This window comes from Azospirillum sp. TSH58, assembly GCF_003119115.1.
Lineage (GTDB): Bacteria > Pseudomonadota > Alphaproteobacteria > Azospirillales > Azospirillaceae > Azospirillum.
Map to the genome: position 1 here is coordinate 1537153 of NZ_CP022364.1, position 19403 is coordinate 1556555.

At 70.4% G+C, this 19403-nt stretch carries 16 protein-coding genes and 1 riboswitch; of the genes, 6 read left to right on the forward strand and 10 right to left on the reverse strand.

Annotated features, from left to right (window positions below):
• Window positions 1-2 precede the first annotated feature (2 nt).
• The gene (locus tag TSH58p_RS10775) at window positions 3-371 is read right to left on the reverse strand and encodes a YraN family protein (RefSeq protein ID WP_109069886.1); all 369 of its coding nucleotides are present in this window, start codon (window positions 369-371) and stop codon (window positions 3-5) included.
• Entirely contained in the window at window positions 368-1309 is a 942-nt protein-coding gene (gene rsmI / locus TSH58p_RS10780; RefSeq protein WP_371732415.1) for a 16S rRNA (cytidine(1402)-2'-O)-methyltransferase, read from the reverse strand. The genes TSH58p_RS10775 and rsmI overlap by 4 nt, the downstream gene beginning before the upstream one ends.
• A 164-nt stretch (window positions 1310-1473) precedes the next feature.
• Between rsmI and TSH58p_RS10785 the strand changes: the two genes are divergently transcribed.
• The gene (locus tag TSH58p_RS10785; protein ID WP_247874024.1) at window positions 1474-2493 is read left to right on the forward strand and encodes a penicillin-binding protein activator; all 1020 of its coding nucleotides are present in this window, start codon (window positions 1474-1476) and stop codon (window positions 2491-2493) included.
• A gap of 92 nt (window positions 2494-2585) precedes the next feature.
• Here TSH58p_RS10785 and TSH58p_RS10790 read toward each other — a convergent pair whose 3' ends face one another.
• The gene (locus TSH58p_RS10790; RefSeq protein ID WP_109069888.1) at window positions 2586-3101 is read right to left on the reverse strand and encodes a phasin family protein; all 516 of its coding nucleotides are present in this window, start codon (window positions 3099-3101) and stop codon (window positions 2586-2588) included.
• Window positions 3102-3211: 110 nt separating this feature from the next.
• Window positions 3212-4420, reverse strand: a complete 1209-nt coding sequence (gene metZ, locus TSH58p_RS10795; protein WP_109069889.1) for an O-succinylhomoserine sulfhydrylase — start codon at window positions 4418-4420, stop codon at window positions 3212-3214.
• A 76-nt stretch (window positions 4421-4496) separates the two neighbouring features.
• Window positions 4497-4576: riboswitch (SAM riboswitch) on the reverse strand.
• 127 nt (window positions 4577-4703) lie between these two features.
• On the opposite strand from metZ, the gene TSH58p_RS10800 reads away from it, so the two are divergent.
• Window positions 4704-5216 (forward strand): STAS domain-containing protein, encoded by a 513-nt coding sequence (locus TSH58p_RS10800; RefSeq protein ID WP_146205862.1) that lies wholly within the window; start codon window positions 4704-4706, stop codon window positions 5214-5216.
• Between the two features lie 76 nt (window positions 5217-5292).
• Window positions 5293-5475 carry a hypothetical protein gene (locus TSH58p_RS10805; RefSeq protein WP_109069891.1) on the forward strand — a complete coding sequence of 61 codons (183 nt, stop codon included), beginning with the start codon at window positions 5293-5295 and terminating at the stop codon, window positions 5473-5475.
• A 364-nt stretch (window positions 5476-5839) separates the two neighbouring features.
• Here TSH58p_RS10805 and mutS read toward each other — a convergent pair whose 3' ends face one another.
• Entirely contained in the window at window positions 5840-8482 is a 2643-nt protein-coding gene (gene mutS, locus TSH58p_RS10810; protein WP_109070005.1) for a DNA mismatch repair protein MutS, read from the reverse strand.
• Window positions 8483-8676: 194 nt separating this feature from the next.
• Here mutS and TSH58p_RS10815 point away from each other — a divergent pair, with 194 nt between their 5' ends.
• Window positions 8677-9213 carry a hypothetical protein gene (locus TSH58p_RS10815; RefSeq protein WP_109069892.1) on the forward strand — a complete coding sequence of 179 codons (537 nt, stop codon included), beginning with the start codon at window positions 8677-8679 and terminating at the stop codon, window positions 9211-9213.
• A 22-nt stretch (window positions 9214-9235) separates the two neighbouring features.
• Here the strand turns inward: TSH58p_RS10815 and TSH58p_RS10820 are convergent, their stop codons facing one another.
• Window positions 9236-9556 (reverse strand): hypothetical protein, encoded by a 321-nt coding sequence (locus TSH58p_RS10820; protein WP_109069893.1) that lies wholly within the window; start codon window positions 9554-9556, stop codon window positions 9236-9238.
• Between the two features lie 238 nt (window positions 9557-9794).
• Between TSH58p_RS10820 and TSH58p_RS10825 the strand changes: the two genes are divergently transcribed.
• Window positions 9795-12596: a [protein-PII] uridylyltransferase gene (locus TSH58p_RS10825; RefSeq protein WP_247874032.1), complete on the forward strand. Its 2802-nt coding sequence runs from the start codon at window positions 9795-9797 to the stop codon at window positions 12594-12596.
• Window positions 12597-12606: 10 nt separating this feature from the next.
• Here TSH58p_RS10825 and TSH58p_RS10830 read toward each other — a convergent pair whose 3' ends face one another.
• A complete protein-coding gene (locus tag TSH58p_RS10830) occupies window positions 12607-13185 on the reverse strand; it encodes a phosphatase PAP2 family protein (RefSeq protein ID WP_109069895.1) in 579 nt (192 codons plus the stop codon).
• Between the two features lie 698 nt (window positions 13186-13883).
• Here TSH58p_RS10830 and TSH58p_RS10840 point away from each other — a divergent pair.
• Window positions 13884-14816: a replication protein RepA gene (locus TSH58p_RS10840; protein ID WP_014238998.1), complete on the forward strand. Its 933-nt coding sequence runs from the start codon at window positions 13884-13886 to the stop codon at window positions 14814-14816.
• A gap of 116 nt (window positions 14817-14932) precedes the next feature.
• Here TSH58p_RS10840 and TSH58p_RS10845 read toward each other — a convergent pair whose 3' ends face one another.
• From TSH58p_RS10845 to TSH58p_RS10855, 3 genes are all read right to left on the reverse strand, one after another.
• Window positions 14933-15334, reverse strand: a complete 402-nt coding sequence (locus tag TSH58p_RS10845; RefSeq protein WP_109069896.1) for a hypothetical protein — start codon at window positions 15332-15334, stop codon at window positions 14933-14935.
• Between the two features lie 193 nt (window positions 15335-15527).
• A complete protein-coding gene (locus tag TSH58p_RS10850) occupies window positions 15528-16640 on the reverse strand; it encodes an ABC transporter substrate-binding protein (protein WP_109069897.1) in 1113 nt (370 codons plus the stop codon).
• A gap of 181 nt (window positions 16641-16821) precedes the next feature.
• Window positions 16822-19362, reverse strand: coding sequence for an ATP-binding protein (locus tag TSH58p_RS10855; RefSeq protein WP_247874025.1), 2541 nt, complete (start codon window positions 19360-19362; stop codon window positions 16822-16824).
• Between the last annotated feature and the right edge of the window lie 41 nt (window positions 19363-19403).

Here is a 19403-nt window from a genome sequence, read left to right on the forward strand (position 1 = left end):
CGTCAGGCCCGCCACGCGTCCGGGACGTGGCGCGGCCACGACCAAGGGGTAACGAGCATGACGTCGAAGCGCAAGACATAGCCGGCATACTGCGGGTTGGCCCCAAGATAGGCGTGGGCGGCGCGGGCGAGGCGGCCCCGCTGGCGGGCGTTGACCGCCTCGTTCGCGGTGTCCCAGTCGGCGCGGGCCTTGACCTCGACGATCGCCAGAGTGTCGCCCCGCCGGGCCACGATGTCGATCTCTCCCATCGGGGTGCGCAGGCGGCTTTCCAGGATGCGGTAACCCTTGAGCCGCAACGCCATCCGGCAGAGCTGTTCGGCGTAGCGGCCGTAATTCTCCGCCCGGCGGCGCAGGGCGTCCGGGGCGCTCATGGTTTCCCCTCCCGCGACAGCTCCAGCGCGCGGGCATAGACGGTCCGCTTGTTCTGGCCGGTGCGGGCGGCCACGTCGGCGGCGGCGTCGCGGACCGACAGGCGGGTCAGCGCCTCGCTCAGCAGGGCGTCCACGTCGGCCTCGGTCGGGGTGGCCTCCTCGCCGGGCGGGCCGATGACCAGGACGACCTCGCCCTTCGGCGGGCCGGCCTCGGCGTAGTGGGCGGCCAGCTCCGGCAGGGTGCCGCGCCGCACCTCCTCGTAGAGCTTGGTCAGCTCCCGCGCCACCGCGGCCTCCCGCGCGCCCAGGATGTCGGCGAGGTCGGCCAGCGACTCGGGCAGGCGCTGCGGCGACTCGAAGAAGACCAGCGTGGCGGGAACGTTCTTCAGCTCCCCGGCGGCGGCGCGGCGCGCGCTGCTCTTGTTGGGCAGGAAGCCGGCGAACAGGAAGCGGTCGGTCGGCAGGCCGGACAGCACCAGCGCCGCCAGCGGGGCGGAGGCGCCGGGCAGCGTGGTGACCGCCACCCCCTCCGCCACGCACTCGCGCACCAGCTTATAGCCGGGGTCGGAGACCAGCGGCGTGCCGGCGTCGGTGACCAGAGCGATGGATTCGCCCGCTTTCATGCGGCCGATGAGGACCGGACGCATCTTTGCCGCGTTGTGTTCATGATAGGAGACGAAGGGCGTGTGGATGCCATGGATGCCCATCAGCTTCGCCGTCACCCGCGTGTCCTCGCAGGCGATGGCGTCGGCGCGGCGCAGCGTGTCGAGCGCGCGCAGCGTGATGTCGGCGGCGTTGCCGATGGGGGTGGCGACCACATAAAGGCCGGCGCCGAGTTTACTTGCGGCCCTCGGCTCGCTACCTTCAGCCTCACCAGAGACGCCGGGCCCGGAAACGGGCTCGGGCGCCGGACCGGATGTGGAGATCGTTGGTGGCACGCTTGACGACACCTTTCTCGCGCGCTTGGGGGCAGCGGGCTGCCGCCGCCCTGTTGGTTGTCGGCACGCTTTCGGCCTGCTCGACTGTAAAGGCCCCGGCGCCGCCGACTCAAGCGCCGCAAGCGCCCGTCGCCGCCGTTCCGGCCGCCCCGCAGACCTTGAAGGTGGCGATCCTGCTGCCGCTGTCCGGGTCCAGCGCCGCCATCGGGCAGGCCATGCTGGAGTCGGCGCAGATGGCGCTGTTCGATCTGGCCGGCGACCGGTTCGAGCTGCTGCCCCGCGACACCAGGGGCACGCCCACCGGCGCGGCCGACGCGGCGCGGCAGGCGATCGCCGAGGGGGCAAGCCTGATCCTCGGCCCGCTGTTCGCCGCCGACGTGGCGGCGGTGAAGCCGGTCGCCCAATCCGCGGGCGTGGACGTGCTGGCCTTCACCAACGACTGGACCCAGGCCGGCAACGGCACCTATGTGCTGGGTTTCGTGCCCGCCGATCAGGTGACCCGCGTGGTCGGCTTCGCCCGCTCGCGCGGCGCCACGCGCTACGTCGCGCTGGCGCCGCGCACCGCCTACGGCGACGCCGTGGTCAACGCCGTGCAGGCGGCCTCGCGCCAGTTCGGCGGACAGGTGGCGCAGGTCGAGCGCTACGACCCGGCGGTGACCGACCTCGCCCAGCCGGCGCGGCAGGTGACCCAGGCCGGCGTTCAGCCGCAGGCGGTCATGCTGGCCGAAGGCGGGCCGCGCGCCCAGGGTCTGGCGTCGGCGCTGTCGGCCAACGGGCTGAGCACCCAGCAGGTGAAGCTGCTCGGCACCGGCCTGTGGGACGAGCCCGGCCTGGGCCAGGAACCCGCCCTGGCCGGCGCCTGGTTCGCCGCCCCGGCCCCGCAGAGCCGCGCCGATTTCGAGGCGCGCTTCGAGAGGACCTACGGGCGCAAGCCGCCGCGCATCGCCACCCTGTCCTACGACGCCACGGCGATCGCCGCGGTGCTGGCCAAGATGCCCGACGCCTCGGGCCGCTTCGACCGCGCGGCGCTGAACAACCCCAACGGCTTCGAAGGCATGGACGGCGTCTTCCGCCTGCGCGCGGACGGCGTCGTGGAGCGCGGTCTGGCCGTCCTGGAGGTCACCCCCGGCGGTCCCCGCGTGATCGATCCCGCCCCGTCCAGCTTCGAAGTGCTGGGGCAGTGATCGTAAAGCGCTGAGACACAAAGGTTCTTAACCACAAGGGCACAAAAGCACGACGACGTTCGTGTCTTTGTGCCTTCGTGGTGAGCCCAACCTTATCCGTGCAGCTTCGCCAGACGGCGGGCGTTGGCGCGGACGGTGCGGTAGGCGGGGGTCATGCCGGCCTGGGTCAGGGCCGTGACCGACTCGACCATGTAAAGCGCGGCGTGGATGCCCGCCTCCACCGACTCGGTGACGGTGCGGTGCTGCAACTCCACCAGATCGGCGGGGCTGCGGCACTGGCCGAGGCCGCTCACCATCACCATGGCGACCTGAAGCTGGCCCTGCATCAGGGTCATCCAGGCCTGCTGCATCTCGCCGATGCCCTTGGCGACGGCGTGGGTGGCCTCCACCATCGCCTCCACCTTCTCGGAGCCCATGCGGACGAACTCCGGGTTGGCGAGGTCGATGGGGTTGTTCATGGCCGCCGCCATCATCGCGGTGCGGTAGCCGATCGTCTGGGCCGCCGCCACCCCCATCTCGCCGGTCTTGACGCCGGTCCGGGTCAGATCGCCCGCCACCGTCAGAAAGCGTTGCGTCGGTTCGCCGTTGCCGGCCTTGCGTCTCGCCATTCGCTCCACCTCACCAAAGGCCCGGACCGGGCCAAAAAATCCGTCCGGGCCGAAAAACCGTGACCCGGACGCCAACGCTGCACTGCAGCATTTGGTTCCGGGTCCAGTCTTTACAGGGAAGCGAGCGCGCGGTCGAGGTCTTCGACGATGTCCTGGGCGTCCTCCAGCCCGACGGACAGGCGGAGCAGGTTGGGACGGATGTTCGCCGCCGCCTTCTCCTCCACCGTCAGCTTGGAATGGGTGGTGGTGTCGGGGTGGGTGATCAGGCTCTTCGAGTCGCCCAGATTGTTGGAGATCATCACCATCCGCAGATCGTTCAGGGCGCGGAAGGCCTCCTCCTTGCCGCCCTTCAGGAAGATCGACAGCATGGTGCCGCCGCCGGTCATCTGGCTGCGGACGAGATCGTGCTGCGGGTGGCTGGGCAGGCCCGGATAGAGCACCCGCTCCACCTTCGCGTGGCCTTCCAGGAACTCCGCCACCGTCAGGGCCGCGGCGCTCTGCGCCGACACGCGCAGCTCCAGCGTCTCCAGCCCCTTCAGCAGAAGCCAGGCGTTGAAGGGCGAAATGGTCGGGCCGGTGTGGCGCAGGTAGGGGTGGATCACCTCCGACCCGTACTGCTTGTCGTTGGTCAGAATGATGCCGCCCAGACAGCGGCCCTGGCCGTCGATGTGCTTGGTCGCCGAATAGATGACGACGTCGGCCCCCATCTCGAACGGGCGCTGCAGCACCGGCGTGGCGAAGGCGTTGTCCACCACCACCTTGGCCCCGGCCTTGTGGGCCAGCTCGCTGACGGCGCGCAGATCGACGACCTCCAGCCCCGGGTTGCTGGGCGTCTCCAGGAAGACGACCTTGGTCGGCTTGGCCAGCGCCTCTTCCCACTGGGACAGGTCGGTGCCGTCGACGAAGACCGCCTCGACCCCGAAGCGGGCCGACAGCTCCTTGATCACCCAGTAGCAGGAGATGAACAGCGAGCGCGGCGCCACGATGCGGTCGCCGGTGCGCAGGTTCGACCACAGGGCGCCGTGCACCGCGGCCATGCCGCTGGTCGTGGCGTAGGCCCAGGCCGCCCCCTCATACTCGCACAGCCGGTCCTCGAACATCGCCGTGGTCGGGTTGCGGAAGCGCGAATAGACGTGGCGGGAGCCGTCGTTGACGAAGGCGCTCTCCGCCTCCTCCGCCGAGCCGTAGACGAAGCCGGAGGTCTGGTAGAGCGCCTCGCAGGTCTCGTCGAAGGACGAGCGGCGGACGCCGCCATGGACCAGACGGGAGCGCGGGCGAAGCCCCGCGACGTTCGGATTGCGATGATCGGTGCGCGCCATGGCCGCTTTGTCTCCTCTGTCCGCCGGCGGGGCAGACCGGCACAACAAAAAACGCCCCGACCGATCGGGTCGAGGCGCGGACGCGGCTCGGACCTTTTTAGCGGGTTGTTTTACGTGGCCCGCAAGCCGGTCGACCAAATCACCACGTGTCCTCGCTTGTAGGACCGCCGCGTCGCGCCGTCAAGGGACAAGGAAGCCGTGATAAAAAGAGGCCGCCCTGCGTCAACATCGCGCAGGACCCGAGGGCGCCGCCCGCTTGCCCGGCGACGGCCCGGACCGGATCATGGCCGCCGGACGTCGGAAAGGGGTGCGGGCCGTGCAGTATCGCAAGGAGCAGGAGCGGCACTTCGCCCGTCTGGTGCTCACCGGGCGCTTCACCAGCCAGGACGCCGGCCCGGTGCGGCAGGCCATCGCCGACGTGAAGAACGGGGCCGAGCGCCGGCATCTCCTCGACCTGACCGGGCTGGAGTTCATCGACAGCGCCGGCATCGGCCTGCTGCTGGTGATGAACGGCGAGGCCCTGTCGGCGGGCAAGGCGCTGTCCCTGCTCTGCGCCTCCGGGCAGGTGCGCAAGGTGGTGGACCTGACCCGCATCGCCATGATCATCCCGGTGCACGAGACGGTCGCCGACTACATCGCCGCCAGCGTGCCCGAGGCCCTGCTGGCCGCCACCCATCCCTGCGCGCCGGGCGAGGACCCCATGGCCGTCGCCGCCCGCGCGCTCCACGCCAAGCCGGTTCTGCCGCCCGCGGTCGTGCCGCCGGACACCGCCGAGCGGGACAGCGCTTCCGGATAGGCCGCTCGCAGGACTGGCGCGGGCTTCCCATGTGAAGCACTGGACAGATCCCGTTCCGCGTTGGGGGAGGCACCGAATGGTTCATCTGCACAAATCGCTGGAATCCGCAGCGTCCAAGGCCGCCGAGCGGGAGGGCCGCTCGCTCGACCAGTTCGTGACCGAGGCGGTGGAGGAGAAGCTGCGCCACGCGCAGCGTCATGTCACCCCCATCCGCGACCGCGGTGCCCCGTTGGACGAGGACGCCGTGGAACGGGCGTAGCGCCCATGGGATGGGATTGCGACGGCTGTGGTTCAGCGCTATATTTCCCGTACCAGTGGTCAATAGACGACACCTCCGGTACCGCACGCTCGGAAAGGCCGATGGCCGGAACGGCGTGCACACGAAAAGAGGGGCGGCGCTGCTACGCCGCCCCTCCGTCGTCTGGGTTACAGCACGGCGACGAGCAGCGCGAGGATCGCGACGACCGTCTGGATGACCGTGCAGATCACCAGCACCTTACCAGGGGTCAATAAACACACCCCCTTTCCGCCGCTTGGATGACAGCGCCCATCCTCCGGAGGACGAAGCGCTGCGGCGGCGGGTTTTCATACAATGGCGTGTTTTTCTTCGCAATTACTCCCGCTTAAGAGAGCAATCCACGCAACCGGTACAACTCGTCGAGCGCCTGCCGCGGCGTCAGGCTGTCCGGGTCGATGGACTTCAGCGCCTCCTCCACCCGCGACGGCTCCGGCGGGGCGGCGGGGGACGTCGCGGGGGTTGGCGGCTGACGCTTCAGGGCGGCGCTGAACAGCGGCAGGTCTTCGGCCAGACGGTGGATGGCGGCGTTCTGGTCGCCCGATTCCAGGATGGTCAGCACCTCCTCGGCGCGGCCCACCACGGCGCCGGGCAGCCCGGCCAGCTTCGCCACATGGATGCCATAGCTGCGGTCCGCCGCCCCCGCCGTCACCTCGTGCAGGAAGACCACGTCGCCCTGCCATTCCTTGATGCGCATGGTGTGGCAGGACAGGCCCGGCAGCTTGCCGGCCAGCATGGTCAGCTCGTGGTAGTGGGTGGCGAACAGCGCGCGGCAGCGGTTGACGTCGTGCAGATGCTCCACGCAGGCCCAGGCGATGGACAGGCCGTCGAAGGTCGCGGTGCCGCGCCCGATCTCGTCAAGGATGACCAGCGCGCGGTCGCCGGACTGGTTCAGGATGGCCGCGGTCTCCACCATCTCCACCATGAAGGTGGAACGGCCGCGCGCCAGATCGTCGGCGGCGCCGACGCGGCTGTAGAGCCGGTCCACCACCCCGATGTGCGCGCTTTCCGCCGGCACGAAGCTGCCCATCTGGGCCAGCACGGCGATCAGCGCGTTCTGGCGCAGGAAGGTGGACTTGCCGGCCATGTTCGGGCCGGTCAGCAGCCACAGCCGGTTGTCCGGGGCGAGGTCGCAGTCGTTGGCGACGAAGGGGCCGGCGTTGCCGGCGTCCAGCACCGCCTCCACCACCGGGTGGCGCCCGCCCTTGATCGAGAAGGCGAGGCTGCCGTCCACCACCGGCCGGCGGTAGCGCCGCTCCGCCGCCAGCTCGGCCAGCGAGGCGGCGACGTCCAGAGCGGCCAGCGCGTGGGCGGCCTGGGCGATGGCCTCGGCGCGGCTGGTCACCTCCTCCACGAGGTCGTTGAACAGCTCCAGCTCCACGGCCAGCGCCTTGTCGGCGGCCTCGGAGATGCGGCGCTCCAGGTCCGACAGCTCGACCGTGCCGAAGCGCACGGCGTTCGCCATGGTCTGACGGTGCATGAAGACCTCGCGCCCCTTCTCGGACATCAGCTTGTCCGCGTGGGTCGCCGTCACCTCGATGTGATAGCCGAGCACGTTGTTGTGCTTGATCTTCAGCGCCGGCACCCCGGCGATGCCGGCGTATTTGACCTGGAGCCCGGCGATCAGCCGCCGGCTCTCGTCGCGCAGGGTCACCAGCTCGTCCAGCGCGTAGGAATAGTCGCGCGCGATGAAGCCGCCGTCGCGGGCGAGCAGCGGCAGTTCCGGCGCCAGCGCCTGGGTCAGCTGATTGACCAGCTCGCTGTGCTCGCCCAGCCCCTTGGCCACGGCGCCCAGCCCGTCGGGCAGCGGGCCGCCGGGATGGCCGTTCAGCAGCAGGCGGATGGCCGAGGCCTGGGCCAGAGCGTCGCGCACCGACGCCAGATCGCGCGGGCCGCCGCGCCCCAGCGTCAGGCGGGACAGGGCGCGCTCCAGGTCCGGGCAGCGGCGCAGCGCCTCGCGCAGGTCGGCGCGCAGCCGCTCCTCGCCCAGCGCGAATTCGACCATGTCCAGCCGCTTGGCGATGGCCGCCGGGTTGGTCAGCGGCGCGGAGAGCTGGGCGGCGAGCAGACGCGCGCCCGCCCCGGTCACCGTGCGGTCGATGGTGGCGAGCAGGCTGCCGCGCCGCTCGCCGGTCAGGGTGCGGGTCAACTCCAGGTTGCGGCGGGTCGCCGCGTCGATCTCCATGACGGCGCCGGGGCCGAGCCGGCGCGGCGGCGACAGGCGCGGCACGCGGCCCTTCTGCGTCAGCTCCACATAGGCGACCAGCGCGCCGGCGGCCGCCACCTCGGCGCGGGAGAACTGGCCGTAGGCGTCCAGCGTGCCGACGCCGTAGAGGGCGAGCAGCCGCTGCCGCCCGTTCTCGCTGTCGAAGCGCGGGGTCGGCTGCACGGTCAGGCGGGACTTCCACTCGCCCCACAGCTCGTAGAGGTCGGGACTCTGGCACAGCTTCTCGGAGACCAGCACCTCCTGCGGGTCGAGGCGGCCGAGCGCGGCGCCCAGCCCGGCGCGCTCCACCGGCTGCACGACCAGCTCGCCGGTGGACAGCTCCAGCCAGGCCAGCCCGAGCCCGCCCGCGGCTTCCGCCACCGCGGCCAGCCAGTTGGAGGCGCGGGAGTCGAGCAGGCTGTCCTCGGTCAGCGTGCCGGGGGTGACGATGCGGATGACGCCGCGCTTCACCACCGACTTGGAGCCGCGCTTCTTGGCCTCCGCCGGGTCCTCCATCTGTTCGCAGATGGCGACGCGGAAGCCCTGGCGGATCAGGCGCTGCAGGTAGGATTCGTGGCTGTGGACCGGGACGCCGCACATCGGGATGTCCTCGCCCAGATGCTGGCCGCGCTTGGTCAGCGCGATGTCCAGCGTCCGGGCGGCGTTCACCGCGTCCTCGAAGAACATCTCGTAGAAGTCGCCCATCCGGTAGAACAGCAGGCAGTCGGGATGGGCCTGCTTGATCTCCAGATACTGCGCCATCATCGGGGTGGCGTCAGGGGGAATGGTGATGGGCGGAATGGCGGCGGGCGCGTCGGACACGGGTCTTCAACCGGTTGCGTTGTGACGGGCAAGGTCGGGCCGGCACCCTAGCACGCCCGCGCTGGTGCCGCGATGACCGCTTCGTTAGACTGTTCGATGCCCGTAGAACGAGCAAGCCGAAGCCGAAGGAGACCGCCGTGACGCAAGCGCCCGACAACACAGATGGCCCGACCACGAACGGCCAGGACACCGTCCGGGAGGTGCGCGAGGTCGTCGCCCTGTTCAAGACCCGCGAGGCGTTCGACAAGGCCGTGGCCGCCCTTCTGGACGCCGGCTTCGACCGCGACGACCTGTCGGTGCTGGCCAGCCACACCTCGCTGGAGGCCGCCGACCGGCGCCCGCCGGCCCCGACGGACGAGGCCCTGACCGGTCTGGTCGGTGAGCTGAAATACGCCTTCCCCCTGACCACCGCCGGGCTTCTCGCCATCGTCGGCGGCCCGATCGCCGCGCCGCTGGCGGCCATCGTCGCCGCCGGGCTGGGCGGCGTCGCCATCAAGGATTACCTGGACGAGCTGACCAGCCACCCCGACACGGACGAGTTCAGCCGCGCGCTGGAGGCCGGCGGCGTCATCCTGTGGGTGCGCACCGCCGAGGTGGAGGACGAGGTGGAGGCCGCGGAGATCCTGGAAGGCAACGGCGGCGCCAACATCCACCTGTCGGTGCGCGAGGAGTAAGCCGAGACCAAAACGCCGTTCGTCAGGCGGCGCAGGCGCGCCAGTCGCCTCCGCCGCCGACCACGGTCAGGCCCCGCAGGCGGAACTGCGCCCGCACCACGGCGGCCCAGCCCTTGCGGATCTGGGCGATCTTGACGGCGTCGGACGCCTTGGCGTCGGTGGCCGTGCCGCAGATCTCGAACAGAAGCGCGTCGCCGATGGAGCCGGGGCACAGCGCCAGGGCGTGGACCAGCCAGGCCATCAGCTCGGCCGGGGTGTGGCGCGGCAGGCCGCGCTCCGCCAGGGTCAGGGCGTTCCCGAGGTTCGCCAGCTCCCGCCGTGCCGTTCCGGGGTTCGGGATCATCAATGGCCTCCCTCGCGCGTGTCTCACGGACGACTCCTTACCTCTTTGGAATGGAGCGCGTCAGTGACGGCCATCACAGCACTGCCGTCCCTGCGGCACTCCGAATGGGATCATGCAGGAAACAGACGGCAGCCACTTTTGGTGTGCCGCGTGCGAATTATCCTCTTTCCCGTTATAGTCAGGACGCCGCACGGTCCGTCGCACCCCTCGCAGTCCTGGGAAGGCTCACGTTTTGCCGATGCTCTCCACCCGCGCCGCCTCCGCCGACGCGTCCGACGCCAAGGACGCCGGCACCGCCAACATCCCCAACAAGCGCGCGATCCTGTCCCGGCGCAAGCTGGCGGAGGACCTGGAAACGCTGGTGGCGGAGCATGGGACCGGCGACAAGCTGCGCCCCGCCCTGATCGCCCGGCTGCGCGGCGCGCTGAACGACGGGCGGGCGGAGGTGCGCGCCCGGTTCGAGGCGAAGGGATCGGGCGAGGACTGCGTGCGGCAGAACTGCTACCTCGCCGACGGGGTGGTGCGCTCGCTGGCCGACCTGACGGTCACCCACATCTTCCCCTCGCCCAACCCGACCTCCGGCGAGGTGTTCGACATCGTCGCCACCGGCGGCTACGGCCGGGGCGAGCTGGCGCCCTTCTCCGACATCGACCTGCTGTTCCTGCTGCCCTACAAGCGCACCCCGCGGGTGGAGCAGGTGGTGGAGTACATGCTCTACATCCTGTGGGATCTCGGGCTGAAGGTCGGCCACGCCGTGCGCAGCGTCGACGACTGCATCCGCCAGTCCAAGGCCGACGTCACCATCCGCACCGCCATCCTGGAATCCCGCTACCTCTGGGGTCCGCGCAAGCTGTTCACCGAGCTGCGCCGCCGCTTCGACCGCGAGGTGGTGGCCGGCACCGGGCCGGAGTTCGTCGAGGCCAAGCTGGCCGAGCGCGACAACCGCCACCTGAAGCTGGGCGACAGCCGCTATGTGCTGGAACCCAACCTGAAGGACGGCAAGGGCGGCCTGCGCGACCTGCAGACCCTGTTCTGGATCGCCAAGTACCTGTACCGGGTCGAGGATGTGGACGATCTGGTCGGCAAGAAGGTGCTGCTGCCGGAGGAGGCGCAGCGCTTCGCCAAGGCGCAGAACTTCCTGTGGACCGCGCGCTGCCACCTGCACTACCTGACCGGGCGCATGGAGGACCGGCTGACCTTCGACGTGCAGACGTCGATCGGCAACCGCATGGGCTACACCGACCACGCCGGGACCAAGGGCGTGGAACGCTTCATGAAGCATTACTTCCTGGTCGCCAAGGACGTGGGGGACCTGACCCGCATCTTCTGCGCGGCGCTGGAGGCGGAATCGAAGCGCCCGCCCAAGTTCAACATCCTGCGGCTGGCGGCGCTGGCCCGCCGCAAGGACGTGGACGGCTTCGTGGTGGACGGCGAGCGGCTGAACGTGCGCAGCGACCGCCAGTTCAAGGACGAGCCGCTGGACATGATCCGGCTGTTCCACACCGCCCAGCAGAACGACATCGACATCCACCCCAACGCGCTGCGCGCCATCACGCGCTCGCTGTCGGTGGTGGGGCCGAAGCTGCGCGCCGACCTGGAGGCCAACCGGCTGTTCCTGGAGATCCTGACCGGCCGCAAGGACCCGGAGATCACGCTGCGCCGCATGAACGAGGCCGGGGTGCTGGCCCGCTTCATCCCCGACTTCGGCCGGGTGGTCGCGCAGATGCAGTACGACATGTACCACGTCTACACGGTGGACGAGCACACGCTGTTCGCGCTCGGCATCCTGCACAAGATCGAGATGGGCGAGCTGACCGACGAGCTGCCGCTGTCGTCGGAGGTGATCCACAAGGTGGTGTCGCGGCGCGCGCTCTATGTCGCCGTGCTGCTGCACGACATCGCCAAGGGCCGCGGCGGCGACCATTCCATCCTCGGCGCGCGGGTGGCGGAGAAGCTGTGCCCGCGGCTCGGCCTGACGGCGGAGGAGACGGAGACGGTCGCCTGGCTGGTGCGCTGGCACCTCGCCATGTCCTACACCGCCTTCAAGCGCGACCTGGAGGACGACAAGACGGTGCGCGACTTCGTCTCGCTCGTCCAGTCGCCGGAGCGGCTGCGGCTGCTGCTGGTGCTGACGGTGGCGGACATCCGGGCGGTCGGGCCGCAGCGCTGGAACAACTGGAAAGCCACGCTGCTGCGCGAGCTGTACAACCGGTCGGAGGAGGTGATGTCCGGCGGCCTGTCGGTCGAAGGGCGCGGGCGCCGCATCCAGGCCGCCCAGGCGGCGCTGCGGGCCGAGCTGTCCGACTTCGACGACGCCGATTTCGAGCGGCATCTCGCGCTCGGCTACCCCGCCTATTGGCTGGCCTTCGACGCGGAGACGCTGGGCCGGCAGGCGCGGCTGGTGCGCGAGGCGCTGCGCGACGAACGCCCGCTGACCGTCAACACGCGCATCGACCGCGGCCGGGCGATCACCGAGGTGACGATCTTCGCCACCGACCACCACGGCCTGTTCTCCCGCCTCGCCGGGGCGCTGGCGGCGGCGGGGGCGGACATCGTCGACGCCCGCATCTTCACGATGACCAACGGCATGGCGCTGGACGTCTTCACCGTGCAGGACGCGGCGGGCGGCGGCGCCTTCGAGAGCGGCGACAAGCTCGCCAAACTGTCGGTGATGATCGAGAAGGTGCTGTCCGGACAGTTGAAGCCGCTGCACGACCTGACCAAGCGCAAGGCCCCGCACGCCAGCCGCACCCGCGTCTTCCACGTGCCGCCGCGCGTGCTGATCGACAACAACGCCTCCACCACCCACACGGTGATCGAGGTGAACGGGCGCGACCGCCCCGGCCTGCTCTACGATCTGACCCGCGCGCTGACCAACCTGACCCTGCAGATCTCGTCGGCGAAGATCTCGACCTACGGCGAGAAGGCCATCGACGTCTTCTATGTGAAGGACGTCTTCGGCCTGAAGGTCACCCACGAGAGCAAGCTGGCCCAGATCCGCGAGCGGCTGCTGCACGCGCTCGCCGATCCGTCCGCATAAAAGCCGGGCCTCAGGACAGCCGGTCCTCCGCCCAGCCGTCGAGCGCCTTGGCGGCCAGACCGGCCAGCACGCCGGTCGCCATGCCGGCGGCGTAGTCGGACGCCCAGTGCCGCTCGGTGGCGAGGCTCGACCAGCCCACCGCCGCGGCGAAGCCCAGGCTGACCATGGTCGCCGGGGAGAGGCCGCGGTTCAGCCCGACCGCCGTGGTCAGCGCCGACACGTTGATGGCATGGCCGGAGGGGAAGGAGGCGTGCTTGCCGTCGGCCTTGCCCCAGCGGCTGGGGTCGCGGCCCTGGTTCGGGCGGGCGCGGCAGACGACGCGCTTGATCCCCTTGCCGGCCACCGTCCCCAGCGCGATGGCCAGCAGCCCCTGCCGGGCGAGGCGCGACCAGCCCGGCTTCTCCATGCCCAGCCCGGCGGCCCACAGCGCTCCCAGCGCCGGCATCAGCACCATGCGGGAACTGGGCACCTGAAGCCCGTCGCGCAGGGCCGGCACCTCCGCGCCCAGGGCGACGGCCTTGCGGCGGGCGGTTCCGTCCAGCCCGTTCACGCCGTCCAGAACGCGGTCCGTGAAACCCTCGTCGCTCATCTCGCGGATCTCCCAAAGCACGCCCCCGTCGCCGCGGAGGCCAAGCGTAAACAGCCGCGCTGCCGTTTCGTGCCCGCATGGTCCCGCAAGGCAGGGGTGCCCGGCGCGAGGGGGGGACCGGCTTGGCAATCGCCGACCATTCGGCTGTTCGCCCACCCAGTCCTCCCTCCCGCCGCGGGAGAGGGTGGCGCCGAAGGCGCCGGGTGAGGGTCATTCCAAGGATCACGGACCCAACCTCCGCGGCACCCTCACCCTTCCCACGCTGCGCGTGGGCCCCTTCCCTCTCCCGGGGCGGGAGAGGCTGGAGTCGGCGATTGCCAAACCGGTCCGCCGCGGCGCCTTGGCAATCGCCGACCATCCGGCCAGCCGCTGGCCGGACATCCGCCAGACATCGGCAAGACCAGACCATGAAATCCCGAGTCGCGACTCGCCCGCTTGGCCCCGCCTTGGCAATCGCCGACCAATGCCCGAGTCGCCATAAGTCTGGGCCGAGTCTCCGATGATTCCCACAAGGGTCCTTGGCGAACACCGACGAGTCTTCTGGCAATCGCCGACGCACCCCCGAGTCGTCCCCAGGCAATCGCCGACCTAGCAAATAGACTCCAGCAATTAGGTCTCAATTAGCCTCGTCGGCGATCGCCAAATGGACTCTCCCGGCGGTGCATGATCGACTGCAGGCAGAATGGACGGGGGGACCTATGGGCGACGTGCACCAACTCATCATGACGCATGGCCGGCGCGAGGCGCGGAACCTCGTGGACCCGAAGCGGGCCAGCGTCGTCGATGTCGCGGCGGCGGTGCTGGAGGACGAGTCCAACGCGCTGGGCATCACCTACTCCGGATTCTGCCTGACCAGCCTGCCCCACCGGAAGCTGGCGCCGGACGCCGAATGGCGCCGCGACCAGGGCCGCGTCACCCTGCTGGTCGAGCCGGGCAAGGAGCGCAAGCGCGACGGCAGCCTGATGCCGGTCGGCGTGCCCTACGGCGCCAAGGCGCGGCTGATCCTGCTCTATCTCCAGACCCGCGCCATCCAGGACAACAGCCGCGAGATCGAGCTTGGCCGCTCGATGAACGACTGGCTGGACCGCATGGGCGTGTCGGCCGGCGGCTCCACCTACAAGGCGGTGCAGGAGCAGGCGACCCGCATCAACCTGTGCCGCCTGACCTTCTTCTGGGACAAGGACGGGGCCGAGGGCTTCGCCAAGGAGAACATCGTCAACGGCGGCATCCGCCTGCGCGACGACGACGGCCAGGGCACGCTGTGGCGCGAGACGGTGCAGCTGTCGGAAACCTTCTTCGCCGCGCTGAAGCGCTCCCCCGTCCCGATCTGGGAGCCGGCGATCCGCCACATCGGCGGCTGTTCGATGGCGATCGACGTCTATGTCTGGCTGGCCTACCGGCTGCACGTGCTGCGCGACCCGATTCCGGTGACCTGGAAGGCGCTCTTCACGCAGTTCGGCGGCGGCTACAAGGAGCTGAAGCACTTCAAGCCGGAGTTCCGCGTGGCGCTCGATCTGGCGTTGGCCGTCTACGAGGCGGCGCGGGTGGAGTTCTCCGACACCGGGGTGCTGCTCTACCCGTCGCCCCCGCCGATTCCGGAGCGCAAGATCCTCCCCGCCGCGCGCGGGTAAGTCGGCGATTGCCAACCCTTCCGGCTCCGGAATCGGAGTCGGCGATTGCCAGAGCCCCAGCGGCCGGGGCTTCGCCTACCCGCCTTGCCTGCCCTGCCTTGCCTAGCCTGCCTTGCCTAGCCTGCCTTGAAGGCCTGCACGTTGCCGCCTTCCCGCGTGTAGACCTGCATCGGGCGGCAGGTCTCGTCCATCTTGACGATGAGGACGCCGGCCTTGTCGCGCGGATAGAGCCACATCTCGTACTGCGACACCCGCGCGCTCGGCCCGGTGCGCGCCTCGCTGTAGATCGCGGTCCGGAACTGCCCGACCGGAATCCCCTCCCCGGCGAGGACCGAGGCGACGGGACGGTTGCAGGGGCCCTTCACCATGCCGTTCAGCGCCTCCACCGCTCCGGGCGCCGGGTCCGCGGTGCGCGGCGGCCCCAGCGAGGCGCAGGCGCCGAGGCCGAGAAGGCCGGCGCACAGGATGATCCCGGCGGTCCTGCGATTGCGCGAACGGCGTCCGGCGTGGCGATGCATCGCGGCCTCCCTGCCCAATGACGGTGTTGGTGACGGTGTGCGGTTACCTCTGCGCAAACACGGCAACGGGGAAAAGGTTCTCACCGGCCCTTGGCAATCGCCGACCATCGGGAATCCGGCGGGCAGGCGGACAGAAAAAAAGGCGGGGCGCAGCGGCCCCGCCTTCCTTCCTTTCCGAATCGGCCGGATGGACTCAGTCCACCTGGACCTTCTCGCCGTTCTTCCAGGCCCAGAACACGTAGCCCGGCTGCTTCAGGTCGCCCTTGTCGTCGAAGGACAGCGAACCGACCACCGTGTCGAAGGACGGGCCGGCGCGCAGCGCCTTCGCCACGGCGTCGGACTTGGCGCTGTTGGCCTTCTGCACGGCCTCGGCGTAGGTCTGCACCGCGGCGTAGGCGAACAGGGTGAAGCCGTCGGTGCGGATGTTCTTGGCCTGCAGGGCCTCCACCACCGGCTTGGCGGCGGGGTTGCGCTGCGGGTCGGGGGAGAAGGTGAACAGCGTGCCTTCCGCCGTCTCGCCCGCGATGTTCCAGTAGGACTGCGGCTGGATGCCGTCGGCGCCGATGATCTGCGGGCGGAACTGCTGGTCGGCCGCCTGACGGGCGATCAGGCCCAGCTCCTGGTCGTAGCCGCCGTAATAGAGCACGTCCACCCCGTCCGACTTCAGCCGGGTGACGAGGGCGGAATAGTCCTTCTCGCCGGCGGTGATGCTGGTGAAGGCCGCCTCGGTGATGCCGGCGGCGTTCAGGCGGCGCTTCACGTCGTCGGCGAGGCCCTGGCCATAGGCCTGCTTGTCGTGGACGATGGCGACCTTCTTGCCCTTGTAGCGGTCGGCGATCAGCTTGGCCGCCACCTCGCCCTGCTGGTCGTCGCGGCCGCAGACGCGGAAGACGTTCTTCAGGCCGCGGTCGGTGAGCTGCGGGCTGGTCGCGGTGGGGGAGATCATCACGATCCCCTCCTCGCCATAGACGTTGGAGGCGGCGATCGAGGCGCCGGAGCAGACATGGCCGATCACCGCGGCGACGTTCTGGCTGACCAGCTTGTTGGCGGCGGCCACCGCCTGCTTGGCGTCGCAGGCGTCGTCGGCGATGGTCAGGACCAGCTTCTGGCCGAGCAGCCCGCCCTTGGCGTTGATGTCGGCCACGGCGGCCTCGACGCCGGCACGGGTCTGCTCGCCGTAGGCGGCGGCAGCTCCGGTCATCGGGCCGGCCAGCGCGATGGTGATGTCGGCCTGGGCGGCCCCGGCCCACAGGCCGGCCCCCAAGGCGACGGCGGCGGCGGTCACAGCCAGCTTCGCACGGATCATGGGTGGATTCCTCTCTCCGGGAACAGGTTCTTTTTATCGAACGTCTTTTGGGAGCGGAGACCGCGGGTGCTGCCTCCGAAACAGGCAGACAAGCAAAGGGGCGGGGCGGGCGCAACGGTTAAACAGGCGTAGGCAGCCGCACGCCCGGCGCATGGCAGGCCGTCCCGGCGGCAGAGCCGGATCAGTCGGCCAGTTCGCGCTGCAAGGGATCGGGGTCCGTCAATCCATTTGGAGCCAATCCATTCGAAGCCAATCCATTCGAAGCCAGAGCGGTCGGCGCCAGGGCCAGGGCGATGGCCCGGCGCAGGTCGTCGGCCAGGACGGGCTTGTGCAGGATGCTGAACTTGCCGGCCTCGGCCTCGGCCAGACGCTCCGGGGCGGTGTCGCCGGTCACCAGGACGCCGGGGATCGGGCGCTTCGACCGCCGGCGCACCTCGCGGATGGTCTCGGTGCCGGTGTGCCCTTCGCCCAGCCGGTAATCGGCGACGATCACGTCCGGATCGGGGTGGCGGCGCAGCACCTCCACCGCCTCGCCGAAGCTGGCGGCGGGAAACACCTCGTGCCCCCATTGCCGGATCATCGCGCACAGCCCCTCGCGGACGATGGGGTCGTCCTCGACCACCAGCACGCGGGCGCCGGCCCGCATCCGGGCGGTCACGGGAAAATCGTCCGGCAGGGTGTCGGCCGGGGCGGGGGCGTCGGCGAGCGGCACCTCCACGCGGAAGACCGATCCCCGCCCCGGTTCGGAGCGCAGGCTGACCGGGTGGTTCAGCATGCCGGCCAGCCGGCGCACCACGGCGAGCCCGAGGCCCAGCCCCTGGTCGCGGTCGCGGCTGGCGTTCCCGACCTGCACGAACTCCTGGAAGATGTCCTCCTGCCGGTCGGTGGGGATGCCGATGCCGGTGTCCCACACCTCGATCCGCAGCACCGCGCCGCGCCGCCGGCAGCCGACCAGGATGCGCCCGCGGTTGGTGTAGCGCAGCGCGTTCTCCACGAGGTTCTGCAGGATGCGGCCGAGCAGCATCGGGTCGCTGTCCACATGGGCGCCGCAGGGTATGATGTGCAGCAGCAGCCCCTTGCGCACCGCCACCGGGCGGCTGTTGGCGGCGATGCGGTCCAGAAGCTCCGTCACCGGGAAGACCGCGCGCTTCGGCTCCACCGCCCCGGCCTCCAGCCGCGACACGTCCAGCAGCCCGTCGAGCAGCAGCTTCAGGGCGCCCAGCGCGCGGTCCATCGTCGTCAGGATCTTGCGCATGGCGGGGTCGGTGGCGCGGGTGGACAGCGCCTCCATCAGCAGCATCAGCGACTGCACGGGCTGGCGCAGGTCGTGGCTGGCCGCCGCCAGGAACTTCGACTTGCCGATGTTGGCCCGTTCGGCCTCCCGCCGCGCCTCGGCCAGCGCGGCCTGGGCGGTCTTGTGCTCGGTGATGTCGCGGACGGTGGCGATCACGCTGACCAGCCTCCCGCCGGGGCCGCGCACCGGCGAGGCGCGCAGCTCCAGCCAGACCTCCGGCGCACCGCCGGCCGCACCGGTGCCCCCGCGCCGGAACTCCGCGCTCATGTCCCCGGCGTCCTCGGCGCCGTCGCACAGCGGGCACAGCCCCGACTCGTCCCCCATCAGGCCGGCCAGCACCTCCCGCGCGGCGCGCCCGTCGGCGGCGCCGGGAGCGATCCCCATCAGCCGGGCGAAGGCGGGGTTGGTGTAGACCACCGGCACGCCGGGCCGGGTGGCGTCGGCGATCAGGATGCCGTCGCCGCTCCATTCCATGGCCCGGTTGCGGATGCGCAGCGCCCGGTCGCCGTGACGCCGCCGCTGAAGCTCCACCAGGAAGGCGGTGGTGAACAGCAGGATCACCGCGGTGGTGGCGGCGGCCCAGACGATCGAGACGAAGCGGTTCTGCCTCCACGCGCCGAACACCGTCTCCACCGACTCGCCGACCACCGTCATGAGCGGGTAGTCGGCGGAGGCGCGGAAGGCGTAGATGCGCTCGACCCCGTCCACCGGGCTGACGACGCGGTGATGCTGGACCGTTCCGCTGCCGGCCTCCGGCCACAGGCCGGAGCCGCGGAAGCTGCGCCCGAACACCTGGTCCTGAAGGGCCTGGCGGGCCAGAAGGGGGCCGTCCGCGCGGGCGATGGCGACCGAGCTGTCGTGCGGCAGGTCCAGCCGCCCGTAGAAACGGGAGAAGATCTCCGCCGGGACGTCGATCACGGCGACCCCGCGGAACATCCCGTCCGCCCCCTCCAGACGGCGCGACACCGGGATGAACACGTCCGACGTGCCCGGACTGACGAAGGGCAGGCCGATGACGAAGCCCTTCTGGTTCCCCTTGCGGTGGACGCCGGACTTGTGCCGGGCGAACTCCTCCCACTCCAGCACCGGGTTGCGGGTGGTGGTCCGTCCCAAGCCCATGGACAGCCAGCCGTGCGCATCGTAAATCCGGATGGAGGCGGCCAGCCCTTCCTCGAACGACCGCCGGGTGGGAATCAGGAGCGGAATGTCCTTTTCGACATGGGAGGCGAGGTCGATCAGAAGATCATCCAGCCGGCGGAAGGTGGCGATGGCCTGTTCCTCGACCAGCTGCGCCATCGCCGCCGTGTGCTGGCGGGTCGTCTGGTCGAGGAAGCGTTCCTCGCGGTCGATGCGGGTCAGCAGCGTCCACCACAGCGCCGCGATGGCGACGGCGACCGCAACGGCGGGAAGAACGAGACGGGCCTCCATCCCCCGCGGAAAAGCGATCCATCGTCGCACTGCCGACCTCA

What these genes read in the sequence shown, in the direction of transcription:
- TSH58p_RS10775 (WP_109069886.1), bottom strand. Translation starts at nt 371, where the DNA reads ATGAGCGCCCCGGACGCCCTGCGCCGCCGGGCGGAGAATTACGGCCGC.
- TSH58p_RS10790 (WP_109069888.1), bottom strand. Translation starts at nt 3,101, where the DNA reads ATGGCGAGACGCAAGGCCGGCAACGGCGAACCGACGCAACGCTTTCTG.
- metZ (WP_109069889.1), bottom strand. Translation starts at nt 4,420, where the DNA reads ATGGCGCGCACCGATCATCGCAATCCGAACGTCGCGGGGCTTCGCCCG.
- TSH58p_RS10800 (WP_146205862.1), top strand. Translation starts at nt 4,704, where the DNA reads ATGGCCGCCGGACGTCGGAAAGGGGTGCGGGCCGTGCAGTATCGCAAG.
- TSH58p_RS10805 (WP_109069891.1), top strand. Translation starts at nt 5,293, where the DNA reads ATGGTTCATCTGCACAAATCGCTGGAATCCGCAGCGTCCAAGGCCGCC.
- mutS (WP_109070005.1), bottom strand. Translation starts at nt 8,482, where the DNA reads ATGATGGCGCAGTATCTGGAGATCAAGCAGGCCCATCCCGACTGCCTG.
- TSH58p_RS10820 (WP_109069893.1), bottom strand. Translation starts at nt 9,556, where the DNA reads ATGATCCCGAACCCCGGAACGGCACGGCGGGAGCTGGCGAACCTCGGG.
- TSH58p_RS10825 (WP_247874032.1), top strand. Translation starts at nt 9,795, where the DNA reads ATGCTCTCCACCCGCGCCGCCTCCGCCGACGCGTCCGACGCCAAGGAC.
- TSH58p_RS10830 (WP_109069895.1), bottom strand. Translation starts at nt 13,185, where the DNA reads ATGAGCGACGAGGGTTTCACGGACCGCGTTCTGGACGGCGTGAACGGG.
- TSH58p_RS10840 (WP_014238998.1), top strand. Translation starts at nt 13,884, where the DNA reads ATGGGCGACGTGCACCAACTCATCATGACGCATGGCCGGCGCGAGGCG.
- TSH58p_RS10845 (WP_109069896.1), bottom strand. Translation starts at nt 15,334, where the DNA reads ATGCATCGCCACGCCGGACGCCGTTCGCGCAATCGCAGGACCGCCGGG.
- TSH58p_RS10850 (WP_109069897.1), bottom strand. Translation starts at nt 16,640, where the DNA reads ATGATCCGTGCGAAGCTGGCTGTGACCGCCGCCGCCGTCGCCTTGGGG.
- TSH58p_RS10855 (WP_247874025.1), bottom strand. Translation starts at nt 19,362, where the DNA reads ATGGAGGCCCGTCTCGTTCTTCCCGCCGTTGCGGTCGCCGTCGCCATC.